This is a genomic window from Pseudoalteromonas sp. Scap06, assembly GCF_013394165.1.
Lineage (GTDB): Bacteria > Pseudomonadota > Gammaproteobacteria > Enterobacterales > Alteromonadaceae > Pseudoalteromonas.
On the sequence record NZ_CP041330.1, the window covers coordinates 3,249,907 to 3,268,263 of the forward strand.

An 18,357-nucleotide genomic window follows, 5' to 3' on the forward strand; every position below is an offset into this window, starting at 1 on the left:
TACTTATGGCCCAATCTGGACTAGACCTTTTCCCATATACTCGCATGCGTAGAATGCGCCGTAACGATTTCTCTCGTCGCCTTATGGCTGAAAATCAGCTGAGTATTAATGATCTTATTTATCCTGTGTTTGTGCTTGAAGGTAAAAACCGCCGTGAAAGCATTGAATCAATGCCCGGTATTGAACGTTTATCAATTGATTTACTGCTAGAAGAAGCTAAAGAACTGGTAGATTTAGGCGTCCCTGCGCTCGCTATTTTTCCTGTTACTCCTGCAGATAAAAAGTCTCTACTCGCTGAAGAAGCTTATAACGATGATGGCTTAGCTCAAAGAACAGTACGCGCATTAAAAGAAACCTTCCCAGAGCTTGGCGTGATCACCGATGTTGCACTTGACCCATTTACAGTGCATGGTCAAGACGGCATTATTGATGATGCAGGCTATGTGATTAACGACGTCACTACCGAAATTTTAGTTAAGCAGGCGCTATCACATGCAGAGGCTGGCGCAGATGTTGTTGCCCCATCAGACATGATGGATGGTCGTATTGGTGCAATTCGTGAAGCTCTTGAAGCCGATGGCTTTATTCATACCCGCATTATGGCCTATTCTGCAAAGTATGCGTCAAGCTACTATGGTCCATTTAGAGATGCTGTCGGTTCTGCGGGTAACTTAAAAGGCGCTGATAAAAAAACATACCAAATGGATCCTGCCAACTCTGATGAAGCAATTCGCGAAGTGGCACTTGATCTTCAAGAAGGCGCTGACATGGTAATGGTTAAACCTGGTATGCCATACCTTGATATTGTTCGCCGTGTTAAAGATGAGTTTGGTGTTCCAACATTCGCTTATCAAGTAAGTGGCGAATATGCGATGCATAAAGCCGCTATTGATAACGGCTGGCTAAGCGAAGAAGCAACCATAATGGAGTCTTTATTAGCATTTAAACGCGCTGGCGCAGACGGCATTCTGACTTACTTTGCTAAGCAAGCTGCTCGCTATTTAAATAAATAATAACGACATATTGATATAAAAGGGCTTTATTGCCCTTTTTTATGTTTAAGGGCAGCACATATTTGGCATTTTTACAGCGTTCCCTATTTATGGGAAGTAATCACACTACATAGGTTCTGCCTTACCTAAAACCAAACACCCACTGTACATTCAACCTCAAAAATAACAAAAACCAAGTTTGTTAACATTCTGTATTCTATTTGTAATCATTTTTCATTACACTAAGCGTCCCATTTGGGGAAACAAAAACACGGGAAAAATAATAATGTTAAAAACAAAAATAACGCCTTTGGCGCTTGTATTAGCAAGCCTAAGTGCACCCGCTACCGCTAACCTCGTTATATCTGAGTACGTAGAAGGCAGTAGCTATAATAAAGCAATAGAACTATTTAACAATTCGACAACCCCACTGTCATTAGATGGCCATACCCTTAGCCTCTATTCAAATGGCAGTACAGATGCAAATAATACATTCGATTTAACTGGCGAACTTGCTGCAAATAGCACCTACGTGATTGTTAATGGTAATGCATCAGCAGAACTAAAAGAAAAAGCTGACCAACTCAGCGCCGTGACTAACTTTAATGGCGACGATGCACTGGTACTTACACAAGGCTCTGTGGTTATTGATAGCTTTGGCCAGCGCGGTGTAGACCCTGGTTCATTTTGGTCAGAAGGGGGCGTGAAAACACAAAATAAAACATTACGCCGCAAAGAAACTGAATTAAATGGGCGCACTGACGCCGATGATAGTTTCAACCCAAGCGAGCAATGGCTGCAATTTGAGCAAGATGACTTTAGTGATTTAGGCATATTTGCAGGAAATTCTTCACCTAACCCTGATCCAGACCCAGAACCTGAAGAGCCTTTATTATGTGGCGCTGAAAAAACATTAATTAGCAGCATTCAAGGCGAAGGCACAAGCAGCCCACTAGTTAACACTGTGGTTGAGTTTGAAGGTGTAGTAACAGCTGATTTCCAAGCAGATGATCAGCTCAAAGGCTTTTTTGTAAATTCACTTAATAGTGATGAAGATGCAAACCCACTTACCTCTGAAGGGGTATTTGTTTACTTTGCCACTACGGATGTTAATGTGGGTGATCACGTTCGCGTACAAGGTACTGTTGAAGAGTATTTTGATGCCACCCAAATTGGCAATGTTAGTCAAGTTGCTATTTGTGATACCGGCCTTTCAGCTTACCCAACTAAAGTCACTCTGCCCGTCACCGAACCAAGTGAATTAGAAGCGTTTGAAGGTATGCTGGTTACCTTAGAGCAGCCGCTTATTGTTACTAACAATTATGGTTTAGGTCGCTATGGAGAGCTAGAACTTGCCACTGAACGCTTATACCAAGGTACTCAAGTTGCACTTCCTGGCGCGGCTGCGAATGCGGTTGAAGCACAAAATCTAAATAAAAAAATACTCTTAGATGATGGCTCAACTCGTCAAAACCGCGATCCTATCGCTTATCCTGTCCCTGGGTTATCAGCAGAGAATACTTTACGCACAGGCGATACAGTAAATTCTGTAACAGGTGCGCTAGCTTACAGCTTTAGTACTTACCGTATTCACCCAACAACAACACCTCAGTTTATAGCAACCAATCCACGCACCGATGCACCAGAGTTAAACCCTGACGCTGATTTGCGTGTTGCCAGCTTTAACGTACTTAACTACTTTAATGGCGATGGCCAAGGTGGCGGTTTCCCAACTAGCCGTGGTGCTGATTCAGAAGCCGAGTTAATTCGTCAACAAGCCAAGCTAGTCAGCGCTATCAGTGCTATGCAAGCAGATGTGATTGGCTTAATGGAAATTGAAAATGACGGTTTTGGCGAATTTAGTGCTGTTGCTAGTTTAGTAAATGCACTTAATGACGCTGATAGTCAAAATCAATATGCATTTGTAGACTTTGGTGTTGATAAAATAGGCACCGACGCTATCACTACTGCACTTATTTACCGTGCGGATAAAGTGCAGCAAGTGGGTACTGCAGCAATTACTACCGATGCGCCTTTCGATTACAGTAACCGTGCACCTATTGCACAAAGCTTTAAATCTTTAGAGACAGAAGAAGTCTTTACTGTTGCGGTTGCTCATCTTAAATCTAAAGGTGGTTGTAGAAGCGCAACTGGTGGCAATGCTGATCAAGGTGACGGTCAAGCATGTTGGAATGAAATCAGAACTGCTGGCGCAAATGCATTTGCTGATTGGTTAAATAGTAAACCAACAGGGGTTGATGATGAAGATATCATTCTTGTTGGCGACATGAACGCGTATGCAATGGAAGATCCTATCCGTGCATTTGCTGATAAAGGCCTTAAAAATGTGGTTGCTGAGCTAGATAGCAACACTTTAGGTTATTCTTACAGCTTTTCTGGTCGTGCAGGAAGTTTAGATCACGCCCTAGCAAGCCCGAGCTTATTAAGTAAAGTAGTGAGCGCCAGTGATTGGCATATTAACGCCGATGAACCTATTTCACTTGATTATAATGTTGAATTTAAATCTGACGCACAGCAATCAAGCTTGTATGCTCAAGGACCTTACAGAGCATCAGATCATGACCCTGTTATTGTCGATATTCGTTCAACTATTATCGCGCCACCTGAGCCAGAACCTGAAGTAATTATTGGCGAAATTAATAATATTGGTGGCTGGTTTTGGTGGAAAAGCTACAGCTTTGAAATCCCGCAAGGTTACGACGAGTTAACCGTTAGCCTTGAAGGTGGCTGGGGTGATGCAAACTTATTTGTACGCCACAAAAGAAACCCAACGCTTTTCAGAAAAGATTGTGCTTCAATTAGCCTAGGTAATAGTGAAAGCTGCTCTTTTACCAATCCACAAGAAGGTAAGTGGCGAGTGCGTGTAAACGGCGCCATTCCTTTTGGTAATGTTAAGCTCACTTATAAAGCAACCAAGTACGTAGATTAATATCACATTGCTATTAACATAAAAAAGCCGCACTAGCGGCTTTTTTTATAAACAGCAAAAACACTTATACTCATTCACTTAATTAAGTGAGTTATATTAAGAACAGGAAAATTGTGTCGATAACAAAGCAAAAATTTCGTTTTTAATTATTTTTGTTGAGAAAACTTTAACGCAGCTAGCCTCTGGTTTATCCCCTCAAAATGATTAAGTCTTATTGCCGGTTGGTATTGATAGCATTCACCTGCTTGCAAACTTCAGACAATAAAAAACCCGCAACAAGTGCGGGTTTTTCAAAGAGTTAAAGTGCTAATTACTTAGCAGCATTTTTCTCTTTTTCTGCAGCGATTACAGTGTCAGCTACGTTTTGTGGACATGCAGCGTAGTGTGAGAACTCCATAGAGAACTGACCACGACCAGATGTCATTGTACGTAGTGAACCGATGTAACCGAACATTTCTGATAACGGTACGTCAGCTTTAATACGAACGCCTGTTAAACCAGCTTCTTGATTGCTTAACATACCACGACGACGGTTAAGGTCACCGATTACATCACCAACGTGATCTTCAGGTGTGAACACGTCAACTTTCATGATTGGCTCAAGAAGTTGTGCACCCGCTTTAGGGATAGACTGACGGAAAGCGCCTTTAGCAGCGATTTCGAAAGCAATTGCAGATGAATCCACGGCGTGGAAGCCACCGTCGAAAAGCTCAACTTCAACGTCAAGTACTGGGAAGCCAGCTAGAACACCTTCACCCATCATTGACTTAAAGCCTTTCTCAACTGCAGGCCAGAATTCTTTAGGTACGTTACCACCAACAACTGATGAAGTGAACGCGAAACCAGAACCCACTTCGCCTGGCTTGATGCGGTAATCGATTTTACCGAACTGACCAGAACCACCAGATTGTTTCTTATGCGTGTAGCTATCTTCGATTTCACGAGTGATAGTTTCACGGTAAGCAACTTGAGGCTGACCAACGATAAGGTCTACGCCGTAAGTACGCTTAAGGATATCTACTTTGATATCTAAGTGAAGCTCACCCATACCTTTAAGGATAGTTTCGCCTGAATCTTCATCAGTCTCAACTTGGAAAGATGGATCTTCTGCAACCATTTTACCGATAGCAACACCCATTTTCTCATTACCGCCTTTATCTTTAGGCTGTACAGCAATCGAGATTACTGGAGTTGGGAAAACCATTGGCTCTAGAGTTACTGGGTGCTTAGGATCACATAGAGTGTGACCAGTTTGCACGTTCTTCATACCAACGATAGCGATGATATCGCCCGCTTGTGCTGAAGTAAGCTCTTTACGCTCATCTGCTTGCATCTCAACCATACGGCCAACACGCTCAGTTTTACCAGTAAACGCATTAAGGATTGTGTCACCCTTGTTAAGCTTACCAGAGTAGATACGTACGAAAGTTAATGCGCCAAAACGGTCATCCATGATTTTGAATGCAAGCGCTTTGAAAGGTTCGTCTGCAGATACAATTGCATGCTCGCCGTTTTCGTTACCTTCTTCATCCATAAGAGGTTGAGGATCAACTTCTGTAGGTGCAGGTAAGTAATCAACAACAGCATCAAGTACTAATTGCATACCTTTGTTTTTGAATGCAGAACCACAGAACGTTGGGAAGAAAGCAAGGTCACGAGTACCTTTACGGATACAACGCTTGATATCTTCAACTGAAGGTACTTCACCTTCCATGTACGCTTCCATTAGGTCATCGTCTTGCTCTACAGCAGTTTCGATAAGCATCTCATGGTATTCTTCAGTTTTTTCTACCATGTCTGCAGGAACGTCTGTGATTTCGTAGTTTTCTGGAAGGCCAGTGTCATCCCATACGTATGCTTGCTTGTTTAAAACATCAACAACACCAACAAAATCATCTTCAATACCGATTGGTAAAGTCATGATAAGTGGAGTAGCACCAAGTACTTTTTGTACTTGCGCTGTTACACGGTAAAAATCAGCACCCATACGGTCTAATTTGTTTACGAAGATAATACGTGCAACACCTGACTCATTCGCGTAACGCCAGTTAGTTTCTGATTGTGGTTCAACACCACCAGAACCACAGAATACACCCACACCGCCATCTAATACTTTAAGTGAACGGTAAACTTCAACTGTGAAGTCAACGTGTCCAGGAGTATCGATAACGTTAAAGCGGTGATCTTTCCAGAAACAGCTTACTGCCGCAGACTGGATAGTAATACCGCGCTCAGCTTCTTGATCCATGAAATCGGTAGTCGATTCACCATCATGAACCTCACCTGTTTTGTGGATAGTACCTGTAAGCTTTAGGATACGCTCAGTAGTTGTGGTTTTACCCGCATCAACGTGCGCGAAAATACCAATGTTTCTGTACTTCGATAAATCTGCCATTAATTTTACTCTTAATAAAGTCGATAAATTATTCGGCGGGAGTATAGCATTACTTAAAGCGAACATCACCATAGAAGTCGCTTAAAATGCAATCAATTTATAAAAAACTTGCTTTAAAGATATTTCGAGGTAAGAGATGGACTTAAAAGGGGCTTGTTATAAACCGTATTTAAACGACTTAAGCCTTTATCAGCGTTATTGTTGAACATTAAAAGTGCCATTAAGTGGTGGTATGAAGCAAATACAACTTTTTTGTCATATGCATTTTATTAGTAAAGTAACCCAAAACTCATGGTTTTAACCTTGTTGCTAATAACTAAATTGCCTGCTGTTTTGGCTTTAATTTCTAACAAAGCCAGGTCAGTTATTACTTTATAGATACAGGCAACACCGGTTAGTGACAGGCTACTTTTGCCCAATAGCTTCGCTTCAGCTTATTTAATAGTAGCCATAAAGTAGTGTTTTCCCCGCAACATGAAATCCGTTTTACAGCCCTTACTTTAGTACTATAAATGAACAAAAAGTTAAAATAAGAATTATTTGCATTTAGGTGTTGACAACTATATAAATCTAACTGATAATCAATCTCAACAAGAAGAAAGTACATTGCTTTTTGTGACGGTAAAGTTCATTTGTTTCTCGACCCTGAAACAACGTGTGGCTCACGTTAAAGCCAAGATTATCTGTAATTAATCACAACGCCCCTTGATATTGATTGCAGATAATCGTCTATTACTTACTTGCTACATTGCTCATATCGGTGACGGTTGATATGAAACTAAAAAGCCCTTACGGGCTTTTTTTATGCCTGTAATTTAATATAAAGCCAACATAAACTTAATGAGAACTATTTTCATTAAGGTGTTGACAGTCACTCAAATCTAACTGATAATCACTATCAACAAGAAGGCATGCATTGCTTCTTGTGACGGAAAAATTCATGTGTTTCTCGACCCTGAAACAAACGTGTGGCGCACGTTAACAGCTATGGAAACCTGTTATAAACCACAACGTCCCTTGCTGTTTATGACCTGTTTCCGCCCTACTCATTTACTTGCTACATTGCTCATATCGGTGACGGTAGATATGAAACTAAAAAAGCCCTTACGGGCTTTTTTTATGTCTGTAATTTAATGCGTAAGGCTTTAACCTACGCTTTAAAAATTAACGGCGGTTTTTTCGTGCACGTGCTCGGCGTTGTTTTTTCTCTTCTTCTTTGGCTTGCTTTTTCGCTTCTGCCGCCGCGCGCAATCCAGCTACCATTATTTCTTCCTCTTCACGCATGGCAGGTGTCTCCATGGTAATACGACCAATAATGCCATCTCGTAATTCATTAATTAGAATTTCTGACATTTTATACGTATCGATTTGGTTGCCACCGCGAATACAGCCACGTTTTTTACCCGCCATTTCAACAAATTCCCAATCGCTTTCTGGCAATTCATCTAATTTATAGCGCGCTTTTAAAAGCTCAGGATAGGCATGTAATAAATACTCAGCGGTGTAGCTTGCCACTTCTTCGTACTCAATAGCGGTATCACGTATTGCTCCGGTTGCGCCTAAACGATAACCTGAGTTTTCGTTTTCTAATTTTGGCCACAGCATCCCAGGCGTATCGTAAAGCATAATGCCATCATCAAGTTTAATACGTTGCTGCGCCTTAGTCACTGCAGGCTCATTGCCGGTTTTAGCCACTATACGTCCAGCAAGTACATTAATGAGCGTAGATTTACCTACGTTAGGAATCCCCATGATCATAGCTTTAATTTGCTTATCGGCACCGACTTTATGTGGTACTAACTTTTTACACAGCTCATTAATACGATGCACCTCTGCGGCTTTATCGTTACCAAATGCAATCGCTTTTACGCCGTTTTCTTGCTCAAAGTAATCCTTCCACGCTTGGGTCATTTTAGGGTCAGCTAAATCGGCTTTATTCAATATTTTGATGACCGGCTTACCTTCACGCAAAGTAGCCACCATCGGGTTTTCGCTACTGTAAGGAATGCGCGCATCTAGCACTTCAATGATCACATCCATTTGTGGCATTATTTCTTTAATTTCATTTCGGGCTTTATTCATGTGCCCAGGGAACCACTGGATAGCCATTTTTAACTCCTAACATATAATTTGTAGCTATTTTAACTGGCAATTCATTTAATTGCGCTATACTGGCGCAAATTTTTTCAGATTAGATATTATGGCTCTCAAATCTACCATTATTAAAGCGCAACTATCGCTTAGCGATATGGACCGTCACGTATACCAAGACTTTAATTTAACCTTGGCACAACACCCTTCAGAAACTGAGCAGCGTTTGATGATCCGCTTACTAGCGTTTGCACTTAATAGCTGTGATGGATTAGAGTTTACTAAAGGTTTATGTGCTGATGATGAGCCGGAGCTTTGGCATGTCAATTACAGCGAAGAAATAGAGCTGTGGATTGAGCTGGGGTTACCAGATGAAAAGCGCCTTAAAAAAGCCTGTAATAAAGCTAAAAAAGTAGTTTTATATACCTATGGCGAGAATAACCAAGCTATTTGGTGGCAAAAGCATCAGCCTAAATTGTACGAGTTTAAAAACCTAAGCATTTTTAGCCTTGATTATGCTGCTACTCAATTATTAGCTGCGTTGGTTGATCGTAATATTAAATTGGCTATTACCATTCAAGATGGTGAAGTTTGGGTTAATACCGACACCACTAACATTGAGATAAAACCTCAGCAATTAATGTAACTAGAATAGGTTATACCAATTGCATTAAATTAGTTATCCATTATAGCTACAAAGAAATAAGTCGATAACAAGGCGAAAATGATGACATATAGTTGTTCTATATAAATAATTTTTAACGCAGGTAGCGGATTATTTAATATGTTTTTAATAAAATTGGTATTAGGGGGCGTATGAAAGTTAAACGCGTTATTGTTTTACATGGCTTGTATATGTCTGGCTTGGTTATGCGCCCGTTATGTTCACGTTTGGAAGAGTCGGGGGTTAAAGTTTTAAACCTAACCTACAATACTCGTGACCCTAATCGAGATGCTATTTTTACGCAAATAGATGAGTTTATTAGCGATGAGCCTTCTGCTTTAGTCTGCCACTCTATGGGGGGCTTAGTTGCCCGCGCCTATTTAGAAGCAAACTCAGCGCCAAGTCATCATGTTGAAAAGGTGATCACCTTAGGGACGCCACATACTGGCAGCCATATTGCTGAAAAAATGCAGCAAAAAGGGTTCGAACTATTATTAAAAAATAGTGTTGAATTTTTACTGTCTAAGAATGGTGATTGGCCTTTTAAAGCCAAGCTATACAGTATTGCCGGCGACTTACCGATTGGTTTAATGCCACTCATTGTAAAAGGCAGCCGCTCTGATGGTACCGTACTGCTAGATGAAACCAAACTTAAAGGTATGGCTGAACACAAAGTGTTTCACTTAAGCCATACCAGTATGATTTACTCTCGCCAAGTCGTTAATTATATTCTTGAGCGCTTGAACGAGGACATTTAGTCCTCGGCTGCAGCGGCCACTTTATAGCTGATCAAAAATATAATACCCAACACCAGCGGCATTGGTGCAGCGATATAACCAAATGTATCAGAGTTTGCAAAACTCGCACCCGCTAAGTGCGCAACTAATCCAACAACAAACGCGACCAAAGCAATACCAATAACGATGAGTTCAGCTTTATTCTCTTTACGTGTTTTAGCTTCCATTATTTCTCTCCGCATCTAATCAAGTAGCCCCTTAACTTAATAAAAGTACTCTCTATCAAGTTGGGTTATATTGATTATGCGCTTTACTTGTGCGCGTTTTTTGACCTAAATCAATAAATAAAATAAGTCTGCGCTGCGCCTGTCAAAAGCTTGTTTTAGATCATATTTTATACTCAGCAAAGCACTAAATTTTCTGCTCATGGTAGTATTTCTATAAACACAACCCATATCTATTGAACAGCGTTAGTTAATTTATTTATAAAACCACAGATACGCTGATAGCTTTTAGCTATGGCATCAATATGTATAAACGATTTTATTCATAGACGATTATGAGCAATACTTATTTCAATGAACAATATTTAAAAAATTCATAAAAACGGTTATTTAAGGAGCAAGGTATGTCGCAAGTAAATGCAATTGGTTTAAACAGTACAAAAAGTGAAGATATTATTAAGTCACTGAATACACTTTTAAGCAGCTATCAAATTCAATATATGAATGCCCGCGGTTTTCACTGGAACATTAAAGGCCGAAACTTTTTTGAATTACATTTAAAGTTTGAAGAAATTTATAACTTACTACTATTAAAAGTAGATGAAATCGCAGAACGTATTTTAACGCTTGATGGTGCACCGCTACATGCGTTTTCAGATTACTTAGAAGTAAGTGAAATTAAAGAAGCAAAAGGGATCAGTGATGGAGTTACCGCTGTAGAGAACTTACTTGCCGGATACAGCAGCTTAATTAAAATGCAGCGCGATATTCTTGCACAAGCCTCTGAAGCGGATGATGAAGGTACCGCATCATTAATGAGTGATTACATTAAAGAGCAAGAAAAGCTAGTGTGGATGTTAAAAGCCTACCTAGATTAAGTTATTTTAAAAATAGAAAGCCTCAGTCATTACTGAGGCTTTTTTGTCACTGTACTATTACTATGACAATGCGATAAAAAAGGCCATTTCTAATGCTTTTTCTTCTAAGCTTTTAAAGCGACCCGATGCGCCACCATGCCCTGCATCCATGTCAGTTTTAAACACTAAAATATTATCATCCATTTTATATTCACGCATTTTAGCCACCCACTTCATTGGCTCCCAATATTGTACTTGTGAGTCATGCAAGCCGGTTGTCACCAGTATATTAGGGTAGTGTTGCGCGCTAATATTATCGTACGGTGAATACGCTTCAATAATCTCGTAAAAATGGGGGTCGTTTGGGTTACCCCATTCATCATACTCATTTGTTGTAAGCGGAATGCTTTCATCTAACATGGTGGTGAGCACATCTAAAAATGGCACATGACAGCCCACTCCACAGTAAAGTTCAGGCGCTTGATTTACCACAGCTCCCATTAATAACCCCCCAGCACTGCCACCAGAGGCAAACACTTTACTTTTGTTGCCGTATCCTTGCTCAGTGAGCGCTTTGGTTACATCTATAAAGTCATTAAAGCTATTTTGTTTATGCTGTTTTTTACCATGTTCGTACCATGAACGCCCTAGCATTTCACTACCACGCACATGCGCAATCGCATAGACAAAGCCACGGTCGAGTAAGCTAAGTGACGTACTCGAAAAACTAGGATCTATGGTGATCCCATACGCGCCATAACCATATTGAAACAACGGATTTGAACCATCTTTTTTAAAGCTATCTTTACGATATACCAACGACACCGGCACTTTTACCCCATCTCGAGCGCTTACCATAAGTCGCTCTGACTGGTAGTCATCTGCGTTAAAATCACCGAGTACTTTTTGTTGTTTAAGTAAGGTTTTTTCACCGGTGGTTAAATCAACATTATAAAGCGAGCCAGGAGTCGTTAAGCTCGAATAGTAAATGCGTGCATGGGTTACACTTGGCTCTGGGTTCATCGCAATAGCGGCGTAGTAACAAGGATCATCAAACTCAAGGTTCATTCGCTCGGCGTTTTTATTAACCACAACAAAACGTGCCTGGCCTTGTTCGCGCTCGCTAAGCACTAAAAAGTCGTTAAATAATTCAACGCCTTCTAATAATACATTTTCACGATGAGGGGTATGTGTTTGCCACTGGCTTTTATCAGCAATGGTGCTGCTTGTCGCGGTCATTAATCTAAAGTTTTTAGCTTGCCAGTTAGTCACTATATAAAAAGTATCACCAAGCTTATCAATATCAAATTCATGGCCCTCTTCACGCGGTATTAAAGCAGTAAACTCACCTTTAGGCTGATTGGCGTCAAGTATCCACATGTCGTTAGTTTCTGTGCTAGCTAAATCAATAATAATTAAGCTTTCATCACGACTTTTACCTAAGCCCATAAAAAAGCTGCTGTCTTGCTCTTCGTATACCAACACATCTTGGTGTTGCTCACTCCCTAGCTCATGTCTAAAAACTTGATAACCCAATAAAGTTTTTAAATCCTTTTTTACATAAAATACGGTTTTATTGTCGTTCGCCCAAACAACCTGCCCCTCGGTATTTTCAAGTACATCGTCGAGCATTTTATTATTGTTCAAATCTTTAAAGCGAACCGTGTAAATACGTCTGCCGTCAATGTCCTCAGAGTATGCCATTAATTGCTCATTGGGGCTCAGCGCCACTTCCCCTAGCTCATAAAACTCATAGCCGTTGGCAAGTTCATTAACATCAAGTAGTAACTCTTTATCAGCCATTACCATACTGCTGCTGCGATAATGGCGTGCATATTCATCATCTCCGCGAACCTCTGAGTGATACCAATACAGGCCATCTTTTACCGGTACAGTGTTATCATCTTTTACAATACGGCCTTTAAGCTCTTCAAATAATGCACTTTGTAATGGCTTAATGGGGGCTAACTGCTCATCACAATAGGTGTTTTCTTGTGCTAAATGCGCGAGTATTTCGGCATTTTGTCGTTCATCATCGCGCATCCAATAATAATCATCACTACGTGTTTTTGCGTGAGTTGTCAGCGCATGAGGTTGCTTTTTAGCAATAGGAAAATTAGGCAATAAGCTTAAAGAATAATCAAAAGAAGACACAAAAAAAACCGCTTAAAAAATAACAATGGCGGCCAGTTTATCATAAAAATAAAAAAGCCCACTCATAGTTGAGTGGGCTAAAGCGGTATAAATTCGATAACTAAAAACTACGTGCATTTTATTGTTGTCGTTATACCTAAGGGAAGTTGATTTACTGTATTTGCTGCCAAGCCATAGTCCAGCTTTCGCCAACTCCAGGCTCAAACATAGTTTTATGCTTATCTACACGGCAAAACTCGCTAAATGGCCATGCCTTACACTGGTATATATGCCCAGTTTTTGGCTGTAGTACTTTGGTGCCCGCACTATACATATCACCATTTTGAGGATAAATTGCGTCGTATCCGAGGCTATTTACAACAACTAATTTTTTATTTTTTTCAGCGCGATTAAAATGGACCACCGCGCTACAAATACCACTACTTTCAAGTGCAAATATTTTGTTATGTCGATACGCAACAACCAATCCTTGCTCTGTCATTCTGCCAGCGCACACCAGCGGAATGTGCATATTAATATGCTCAACTACCAGTAAACTCCAGGCATGGGGTTCACCCTGCTCTGGAGAGAGTATTTCATAATCAAAAGCTAGCTGAGATAATTCGCCATGCTCATCGTAAAAGCTCACACTAACCGTATCACCAACAAATAGCTGGCTATACTGATCCAGTCCAAGACAACCAATAGTTAACCATTCTCCACACGCTAATGATGAATGTATAAACACTGCAACACCTTAAAGAATCAAACGTCGCCCATATCATATGGCTTACAACAGGCAAACTAGCTCGTAGGCTAATATGCGTTAACCAATATCGAATGATTTTAATTCGCAATGTTGCAACAATCAAACAAAAGAATGTAATCAAAGTTTAAAAGTAGTACTTAAGTTTAAATTTGCAAGAATAAAAAAAGCCAACCGATTTAACGGTTGGCTTTTTTATTCAACTGCATGATATGTGTGGTATTAACTCACACTCACCTTTTTACTTGCAAACGGGCGTTTAATTAGCGCCCCAATATCAGTTAAAATAATATACAAACACGGCACCAAAATAAGGGTGATTAGTGTTGCAAACATAACAGCAAAACCAAGTGCTACCGCCATCGGTATTACAAATTTAGCTTGTAAACTAGTTTCAAACATAATCGGTAATACGCCAGCAAAGGTAGTAATTGAGGTAAGTAGTATGGGTCTAAAGCGTGCACAGCCTGCTTCAATAACCGAATCTTTTATACTAATACCAGCACGACGCGCCTGATTAATGAAATCAGTCATTACTAATGAGTCATTAATAACTACCCCAGCCGCGGCAATTAAACCAAAGCCCGACATTAAGCTAATGTCTAAGCCAAACCAAAAATGCCCCCATATTGCGCCCGTTAAACTAAATGGAATAACCGACATTACAATTAATGGCTGAGAGTAACTTTTTAGCGGCACGGCAAGTAATATGTAAACTAAAATCATACCGCCAGCAAAAAATAGTAACTGCTCATTAGCTTGAGCTTGTTGTTCTTCAATTGCGCCACCGAGTTCTGACTTAACGCTTGGGTATTCATCTAGTAATTGTGGCAGTAGGTTTTCTTTTACTTGCTTAACCACTTCTCCAGGTTCAATCACTTCCTCATCAATATTGCCATATACATAAACAGTACGATAGCCGCCTTCACGACGAATATAACTAATACCTGGGGTTTCAGTTAACTCAACCACATCTCCTAGCAGCACTTCCCTACCTTGTGGCGTGGTGATAACCGCGTGTTTAAGCGATGAAAACGCTTCACGGGTAAGTTTAGGGTAACGTACCATCACCCGCACTTCTTCACCGCGGCGAATAACACGTTGCGCCTCACCACCATAAAAACTCGCACCTACTTGATTTGCAATTGAGGCCAAATCTAACCCTAAGTCAAAAGCGACTGGTTTTAAGCTCATTTGTACTTCTTTGCTAGCAGGGTCAATGGTAGAGCTTATGTCGAATAAGCCTTCTTGTTGCTGCAATAATCCAATAAAGCGACGCCCGGCTTCATTCAATGTATCAATGTCAGAGCCATACAGTAAATAGCCGAACTCACCGCCACTACCGCCGCCTCCACCGCCAACATCATCTTGAATAGTTAACGATTTAACACCTGCAATATTTGGCATAGCTTCACGCCAGCGGCGCGAAAGCTCAAAAGCATTATAAGGGCGTAAATCTTCATCAACCAATGGCGCTAGTAGTTGCGCCTCTGTACGACCTTGATTAAATACCAATACATCGCGAATCATTTTTTGCCCTTCTTCGCGCGCTGTTTGCTTATCTATTTCAAGCACCATGGCTTCGATTTGGCGAATAGCATTAATAGTTTGGATGTCTGATACGTTATCGTTCATCTCAAGATTAATTTGCGGGAAGTCATGCGGCACTTTAGGTGATGGGATCATTCTCACCTGATTAGACGATATTAACGCAAAGGTGAAAATTAATAGCGCAACAAAACTAAATAGCACCGTCCAACGCCACTTTATACAAGTAACAATAAACTGCCTATACGGCCCATTTACAAAACCAAAAAAGCGCTTATTAAAGCGCGCTCGCCAACCGTCAGGGTTAATAGGAGAAAAGTGAGTATGCGCAATGTGTGCCGGTAATATCAGCTTAGATTCAATCAAGCTAAATATTAGGCATAATATTACCACCACTGAAATACCTATAAAAAAGGAACTTTCAGGCCCGCTTGAAAGCGTAAATGGTGCAAATACCGCAATGGTTGTTAGTACACCAAAGGTGGCAGGGGTTGCCACTCGTTTAGCGCCATTAACTACATTAACAACACCGCCGCCTTTTTTTTCTATTTCTGTGTAAGCACTTTCACCTATGACTATGGCATCGTCTACCACAATCCCCAGCACCATAATAAAGGCAAATAAAGACACAATATTAATCGTGATACCAAATAATGGCATCAGCATCATCGCACCTAAAAAGCACACTGGTAAACCAATCATTACCCACAGTGCAAGCTTAAAACGTAAAAATAACGAAAGCATAAGGGCAACTAAAATTGCACCTTGCAGTAAATTAGCTTTCATCATGTCTAAGCGCGCATTTAGGTAATAAGTAAAGTCCATTAATGGCTCTATACGTACACCCAATGGCAGTTCTTTATTTTTTTGATCAATATACGCTTTAACCGAATCAGCCACCGGAATAATATTTTGATCTTCTGTGGCTTTTACCGATAAATAAACCGCATTTTCGCCATTAAATTTAAAGTAACGTTCACCTTCAACAAACTGATCTTTGATAATAGCGATATCTTGTAGCAACACTTTGGCACCGTTCGCGCCAATTTTTACCGGAATTTGCCTAAACTCTTCACCAGAATAAAACTGATTTTCTACTCGAACCGAAATAACGCCAGCATCAGTTTTTAGTTGTCCGGCTGAAAAATTAGCCGAATAGCGACGTACCGCATTTGCTACATCCGATAAAGTTAAATTATATTGGCGAAGTGTGTCTGGCTCTATTTCTATGGCAATTTCATCCAATGGCACATCGTTTACCACTAAAGATACATTCGATAACTGCAGTAGTTCGTCTTCAACCTGGTTCGCTATTGGCTTAAGCTCATTTAACGGTAAGTCGGCAACTAATGTCATACCAATTACATCTTGGCGAAACTCTATTTGGCTAATGGTGACTGGTTCCATTCCCGCAGGAAAAGTCGCAATACCATCAACTCGCAGTTTTACTTTATCGAGAACGTCGGTAAGTTCTGCGTCGGTGTTAATTTCAAGGGTGGCAGAACCGCCATTACGAAATGCGCGATACACCCCTTTTTTAATTTCGGTAATATCTTTTAACGACTCTTCAACTTTTATTAAGATGCTTTCTTCAATTTCCTGTGGCGACGCCCCAGGGTAGTTTGCATTCACCGTAATATAGTTAACTTCTATATTCGGAAACATTTGTCGCTGAATAGTAAAATAGCTTATAAGCCCCATGACAATGATAAAAAACATCATCAAATTGGCAGCAACAGAGTTGTTAGCAAAATAAGCAATTAACCCTGTTTGTTTACTGGTATTGGGTTGCTCTGTGTTATTCATAACTCACCCTACCTTAAAGCTTTTCAATAGATGCATTGTCTGCTGCATCCGTACTTTTAGTCTCTGTCAAACTAGCTACCTTTACTGCCATCCCTTTTTGTGGATATTCTGGTAAGGTAGTAACAAGCTTGTCGTTGGCTTCTAAGCCATCACTGATATAGAAGTATTCACCTTCTTCACGAATTACTTTCACCTTGCGTGGCTCTAATTGCTGCTCATCATTAACTATCCATACAGTTTGGTTATTTACTAACTCTTGCGGTAAACGATAAATATTATTGAGCATAGTACCGGCAAAGTTTACTTGTACATAGGTGCCAAATTTAATTGCAGGTTGCTGGTTAGTAAGCCCATAAGGGTCTTCAATTCGAATCACTAGACTACTCATACGGGTCGCGTTATCTACAATCCCTAAGTCGCGATCTATCGCTGCTTGGCGAGTAAACCCATTTAATCCTGTTTTAATAACAGTTGCCTTTACCCCTTTAACGCGTTCAGGTAAAAACACACTATCAAAGCCTGCAATAGGAATAATCACCTCGGCCGTTTCAATATTATTCAGCTCGGCAACTTGAGCGCCCATAGTGACAAACTGACCAACACCTACATTACGACTCACCACTAGTGCATCATATGGTGCGCTCACTTCGCAATTATCTAAATCGCGTTGTGCCCTTTTTAATGCAGCTTGCGCCGATTTAACAGCGGCCTGCGCACTCAACACTTGTGGTTTACGTAAAAATAAATCTGTACGCGCTTTATTTGGGAAACGTTTTGCTTCATCTTCTGCAACTTTAGCTTGCGCTTGCTCTTCAATTAACATCGCTTGCGCGCGGGCAAGTTCAGCCTCGGCTTGCAAAACTGCGGCTTCGTAGTTATCTTTTTCAATTGTAAATAGGGTTTCACCGCGGCCCACAATCCCACCGGCTACAAAGCTCGGATGCCAGCTAACTACCTCACCGGATACTTGAGCTGAAAGCTGGGTATTTTCAAGCGGCTGCACTTCACCATAACTATTAATAATAACTTGATGATTATTTGCGGAAACGGCTTCAACCTGCACCGTTGGACGGGTGTCTATGACTTCTTTTTTATCTGACTCTTTTGCAATCGCATTAATTGCAGCAAAACCGGCCACACCTAATGCCAATGCTACGAACGGAAAAATCCACCTAAGTACATTACCTTGCATCT

The 18,357-nt window shown here is 40.6% G+C and carries 12 protein-coding genes; 5 read left to right on the plus strand and 7 right to left on the minus strand.

Going from position 1 to position 18,357, the window contains the following annotated elements:
- Nucleotides 1-5 precede the first annotated feature (5 nt).
- Nucleotides 6-1,013, plus strand: coding sequence for a porphobilinogen synthase (hemB, locus tag FLM47_RS15095; RefSeq protein WP_138609534.1), 1,008 nt, complete (start codon nucleotides 6-8; stop codon nucleotides 1,011-1,013).
- 265 nt (nucleotides 1,014-1,278) lie between these two features.
- A complete protein-coding gene (locus FLM47_RS15100) occupies nucleotides 1,279-3,942 on the plus strand; it encodes an ExeM/NucH family extracellular endonuclease (RefSeq protein ID WP_178956772.1) in 2,664 nt (887 codons plus the stop codon).
- Nucleotides 3,943-4,252: 310 nt separating this feature from the next.
- On the opposite strand, the gene fusA is transcribed toward FLM47_RS15100, so the two are convergent.
- Nucleotides 4,253-6,337, minus strand: coding sequence for an elongation factor G (gene fusA, locus FLM47_RS15105; protein WP_138609530.1), 2,085 nt, complete (start codon nucleotides 6,335-6,337; stop codon nucleotides 4,253-4,255).
- A gap of 1,164 nt (nucleotides 6,338-7,501) precedes the next feature.
- On the minus strand, nucleotides 7,502-8,446 hold the full coding sequence (gene ylqF / locus FLM47_RS15110; protein WP_178956773.1) for a ribosome biogenesis GTPase YlqF: 945 nt from the start codon (nucleotides 8,444-8,446) through the stop codon (nucleotides 7,502-7,504).
- Between the two features lie 91 nt (nucleotides 8,447-8,537).
- Between ylqF and FLM47_RS15115 the strand changes: the two genes are divergently transcribed.
- Together FLM47_RS15115 and FLM47_RS15120 are read left to right on the plus strand one after the other, a co-directional pair.
- Nucleotides 8,538-9,074: a YaeQ family protein gene (locus tag FLM47_RS15115; protein ID WP_008112865.1), complete on the plus strand. Its 537-nt coding sequence runs from the start codon at nucleotides 8,538-8,540 to the stop codon at nucleotides 9,072-9,074.
- 170 nt (nucleotides 9,075-9,244) lie between these two features.
- The gene (locus FLM47_RS15120; RefSeq protein ID WP_138608659.1) at nucleotides 9,245-9,850 is read left to right on the plus strand and encodes an alpha/beta hydrolase; all 606 of its coding nucleotides are present in this window, start codon (nucleotides 9,245-9,247) and stop codon (nucleotides 9,848-9,850) included.
- Here FLM47_RS15120 and FLM47_RS15125 read toward each other — a convergent pair.
- Complete coding sequence (locus FLM47_RS15125) at nucleotides 9,847-10,056, minus strand: hypothetical protein (protein WP_008112863.1); 210 nt, start codon at nucleotides 10,054-10,056, stop codon at nucleotides 9,847-9,849. The two genes, FLM47_RS15120 and FLM47_RS15125, sit on opposite strands and share 4 nt — an antisense overlap.
- A gap of 401 nt (nucleotides 10,057-10,457) precedes the next feature.
- Between FLM47_RS15125 and FLM47_RS15130 the strand changes: the two genes are divergently transcribed.
- Nucleotides 10,458-10,931 (plus strand): Dps family protein, encoded by a 474-nt coding sequence (locus FLM47_RS15130; RefSeq protein ID WP_178956774.1) that lies wholly within the window; start codon nucleotides 10,458-10,460, stop codon nucleotides 10,929-10,931.
- A gap of 60 nt (nucleotides 10,932-10,991) precedes the next feature.
- Here the strand turns inward: FLM47_RS15130 and FLM47_RS15135 are convergent, their stop codons facing one another.
- From FLM47_RS15135 to FLM47_RS15150, 4 genes are all read right to left on the minus strand, one after another.
- Complete coding sequence (locus tag FLM47_RS15135) at nucleotides 10,992-13,064, minus strand: S9 family peptidase (protein WP_178956775.1); 2,073 nt, start codon at nucleotides 13,062-13,064, stop codon at nucleotides 10,992-10,994.
- Between the two features lie 151 nt (nucleotides 13,065-13,215).
- A complete protein-coding gene (locus FLM47_RS15140; protein ID WP_138608655.1) occupies nucleotides 13,216-13,791 on the minus strand; it encodes a chitin-binding protein in 576 nt (191 codons plus the stop codon).
- A gap of 240 nt (nucleotides 13,792-14,031) precedes the next feature.
- Nucleotides 14,032-17,163, minus strand: coding sequence for an efflux RND transporter permease subunit (locus FLM47_RS15145; protein WP_138608653.1), 3,132 nt, complete (start codon nucleotides 17,161-17,163; stop codon nucleotides 14,032-14,034).
- Nucleotides 17,164-17,176: 13 nt separating this feature from the next.
- On the minus strand, nucleotides 17,177-18,355 hold the full coding sequence (locus FLM47_RS15150; protein WP_178956776.1) for an efflux RND transporter periplasmic adaptor subunit: 1,179 nt from the start codon (nucleotides 18,353-18,355) through the stop codon (nucleotides 17,177-17,179).
- Between the last annotated feature and the right edge of the window lie 2 nt (nucleotides 18,356-18,357).

What these genes read in the sequence shown, in the direction of transcription:
- hemB (WP_138609534.1), top strand. Translation starts at nt 6, where the DNA reads ATGGCCCAATCTGGACTAGACCTTTTCCCATATACTCGCATGCGTAGA.
- FLM47_RS15100 (WP_178956772.1), top strand. Translation starts at nt 1,279, where the DNA reads ATGTTAAAAACAAAAATAACGCCTTTGGCGCTTGTATTAGCAAGCCTA.
- fusA (WP_138609530.1), bottom strand. Translation starts at nt 6,337, where the DNA reads ATGGCAGATTTATCGAAGTACAGAAACATTGGTATTTTCGCGCACGTT.
- ylqF (WP_178956773.1), bottom strand. Translation starts at nt 8,446, where the DNA reads ATGGCTATCCAGTGGTTCCCTGGGCACATGAATAAAGCCCGAAATGAA.
- FLM47_RS15115 (WP_008112865.1), top strand. Translation starts at nt 8,538, where the DNA reads ATGGCTCTCAAATCTACCATTATTAAAGCGCAACTATCGCTTAGCGAT.
- FLM47_RS15120 (WP_138608659.1), top strand. Translation starts at nt 9,245, where the DNA reads ATGAAAGTTAAACGCGTTATTGTTTTACATGGCTTGTATATGTCTGGC.
- FLM47_RS15125 (WP_008112863.1), bottom strand. Translation starts at nt 10,056, where the DNA reads ATGGAAGCTAAAACACGTAAAGAGAATAAAGCTGAACTCATCGTTATT.
- FLM47_RS15130 (WP_178956774.1), top strand. Translation starts at nt 10,458, where the DNA reads ATGTCGCAAGTAAATGCAATTGGTTTAAACAGTACAAAAAGTGAAGAT.
- FLM47_RS15145 (WP_138608653.1), bottom strand. Translation starts at nt 17,163, where the DNA reads ATGAATAACACAGAGCAACCCAATACCAGTAAACAAACAGGGTTAATT.
- FLM47_RS15150 (WP_178956776.1), bottom strand. Translation starts at nt 18,355, where the DNA reads ATGCAAGGTAATGTACTTAGGTGGATTTTTCCGTTCGTAGCATTGGCA.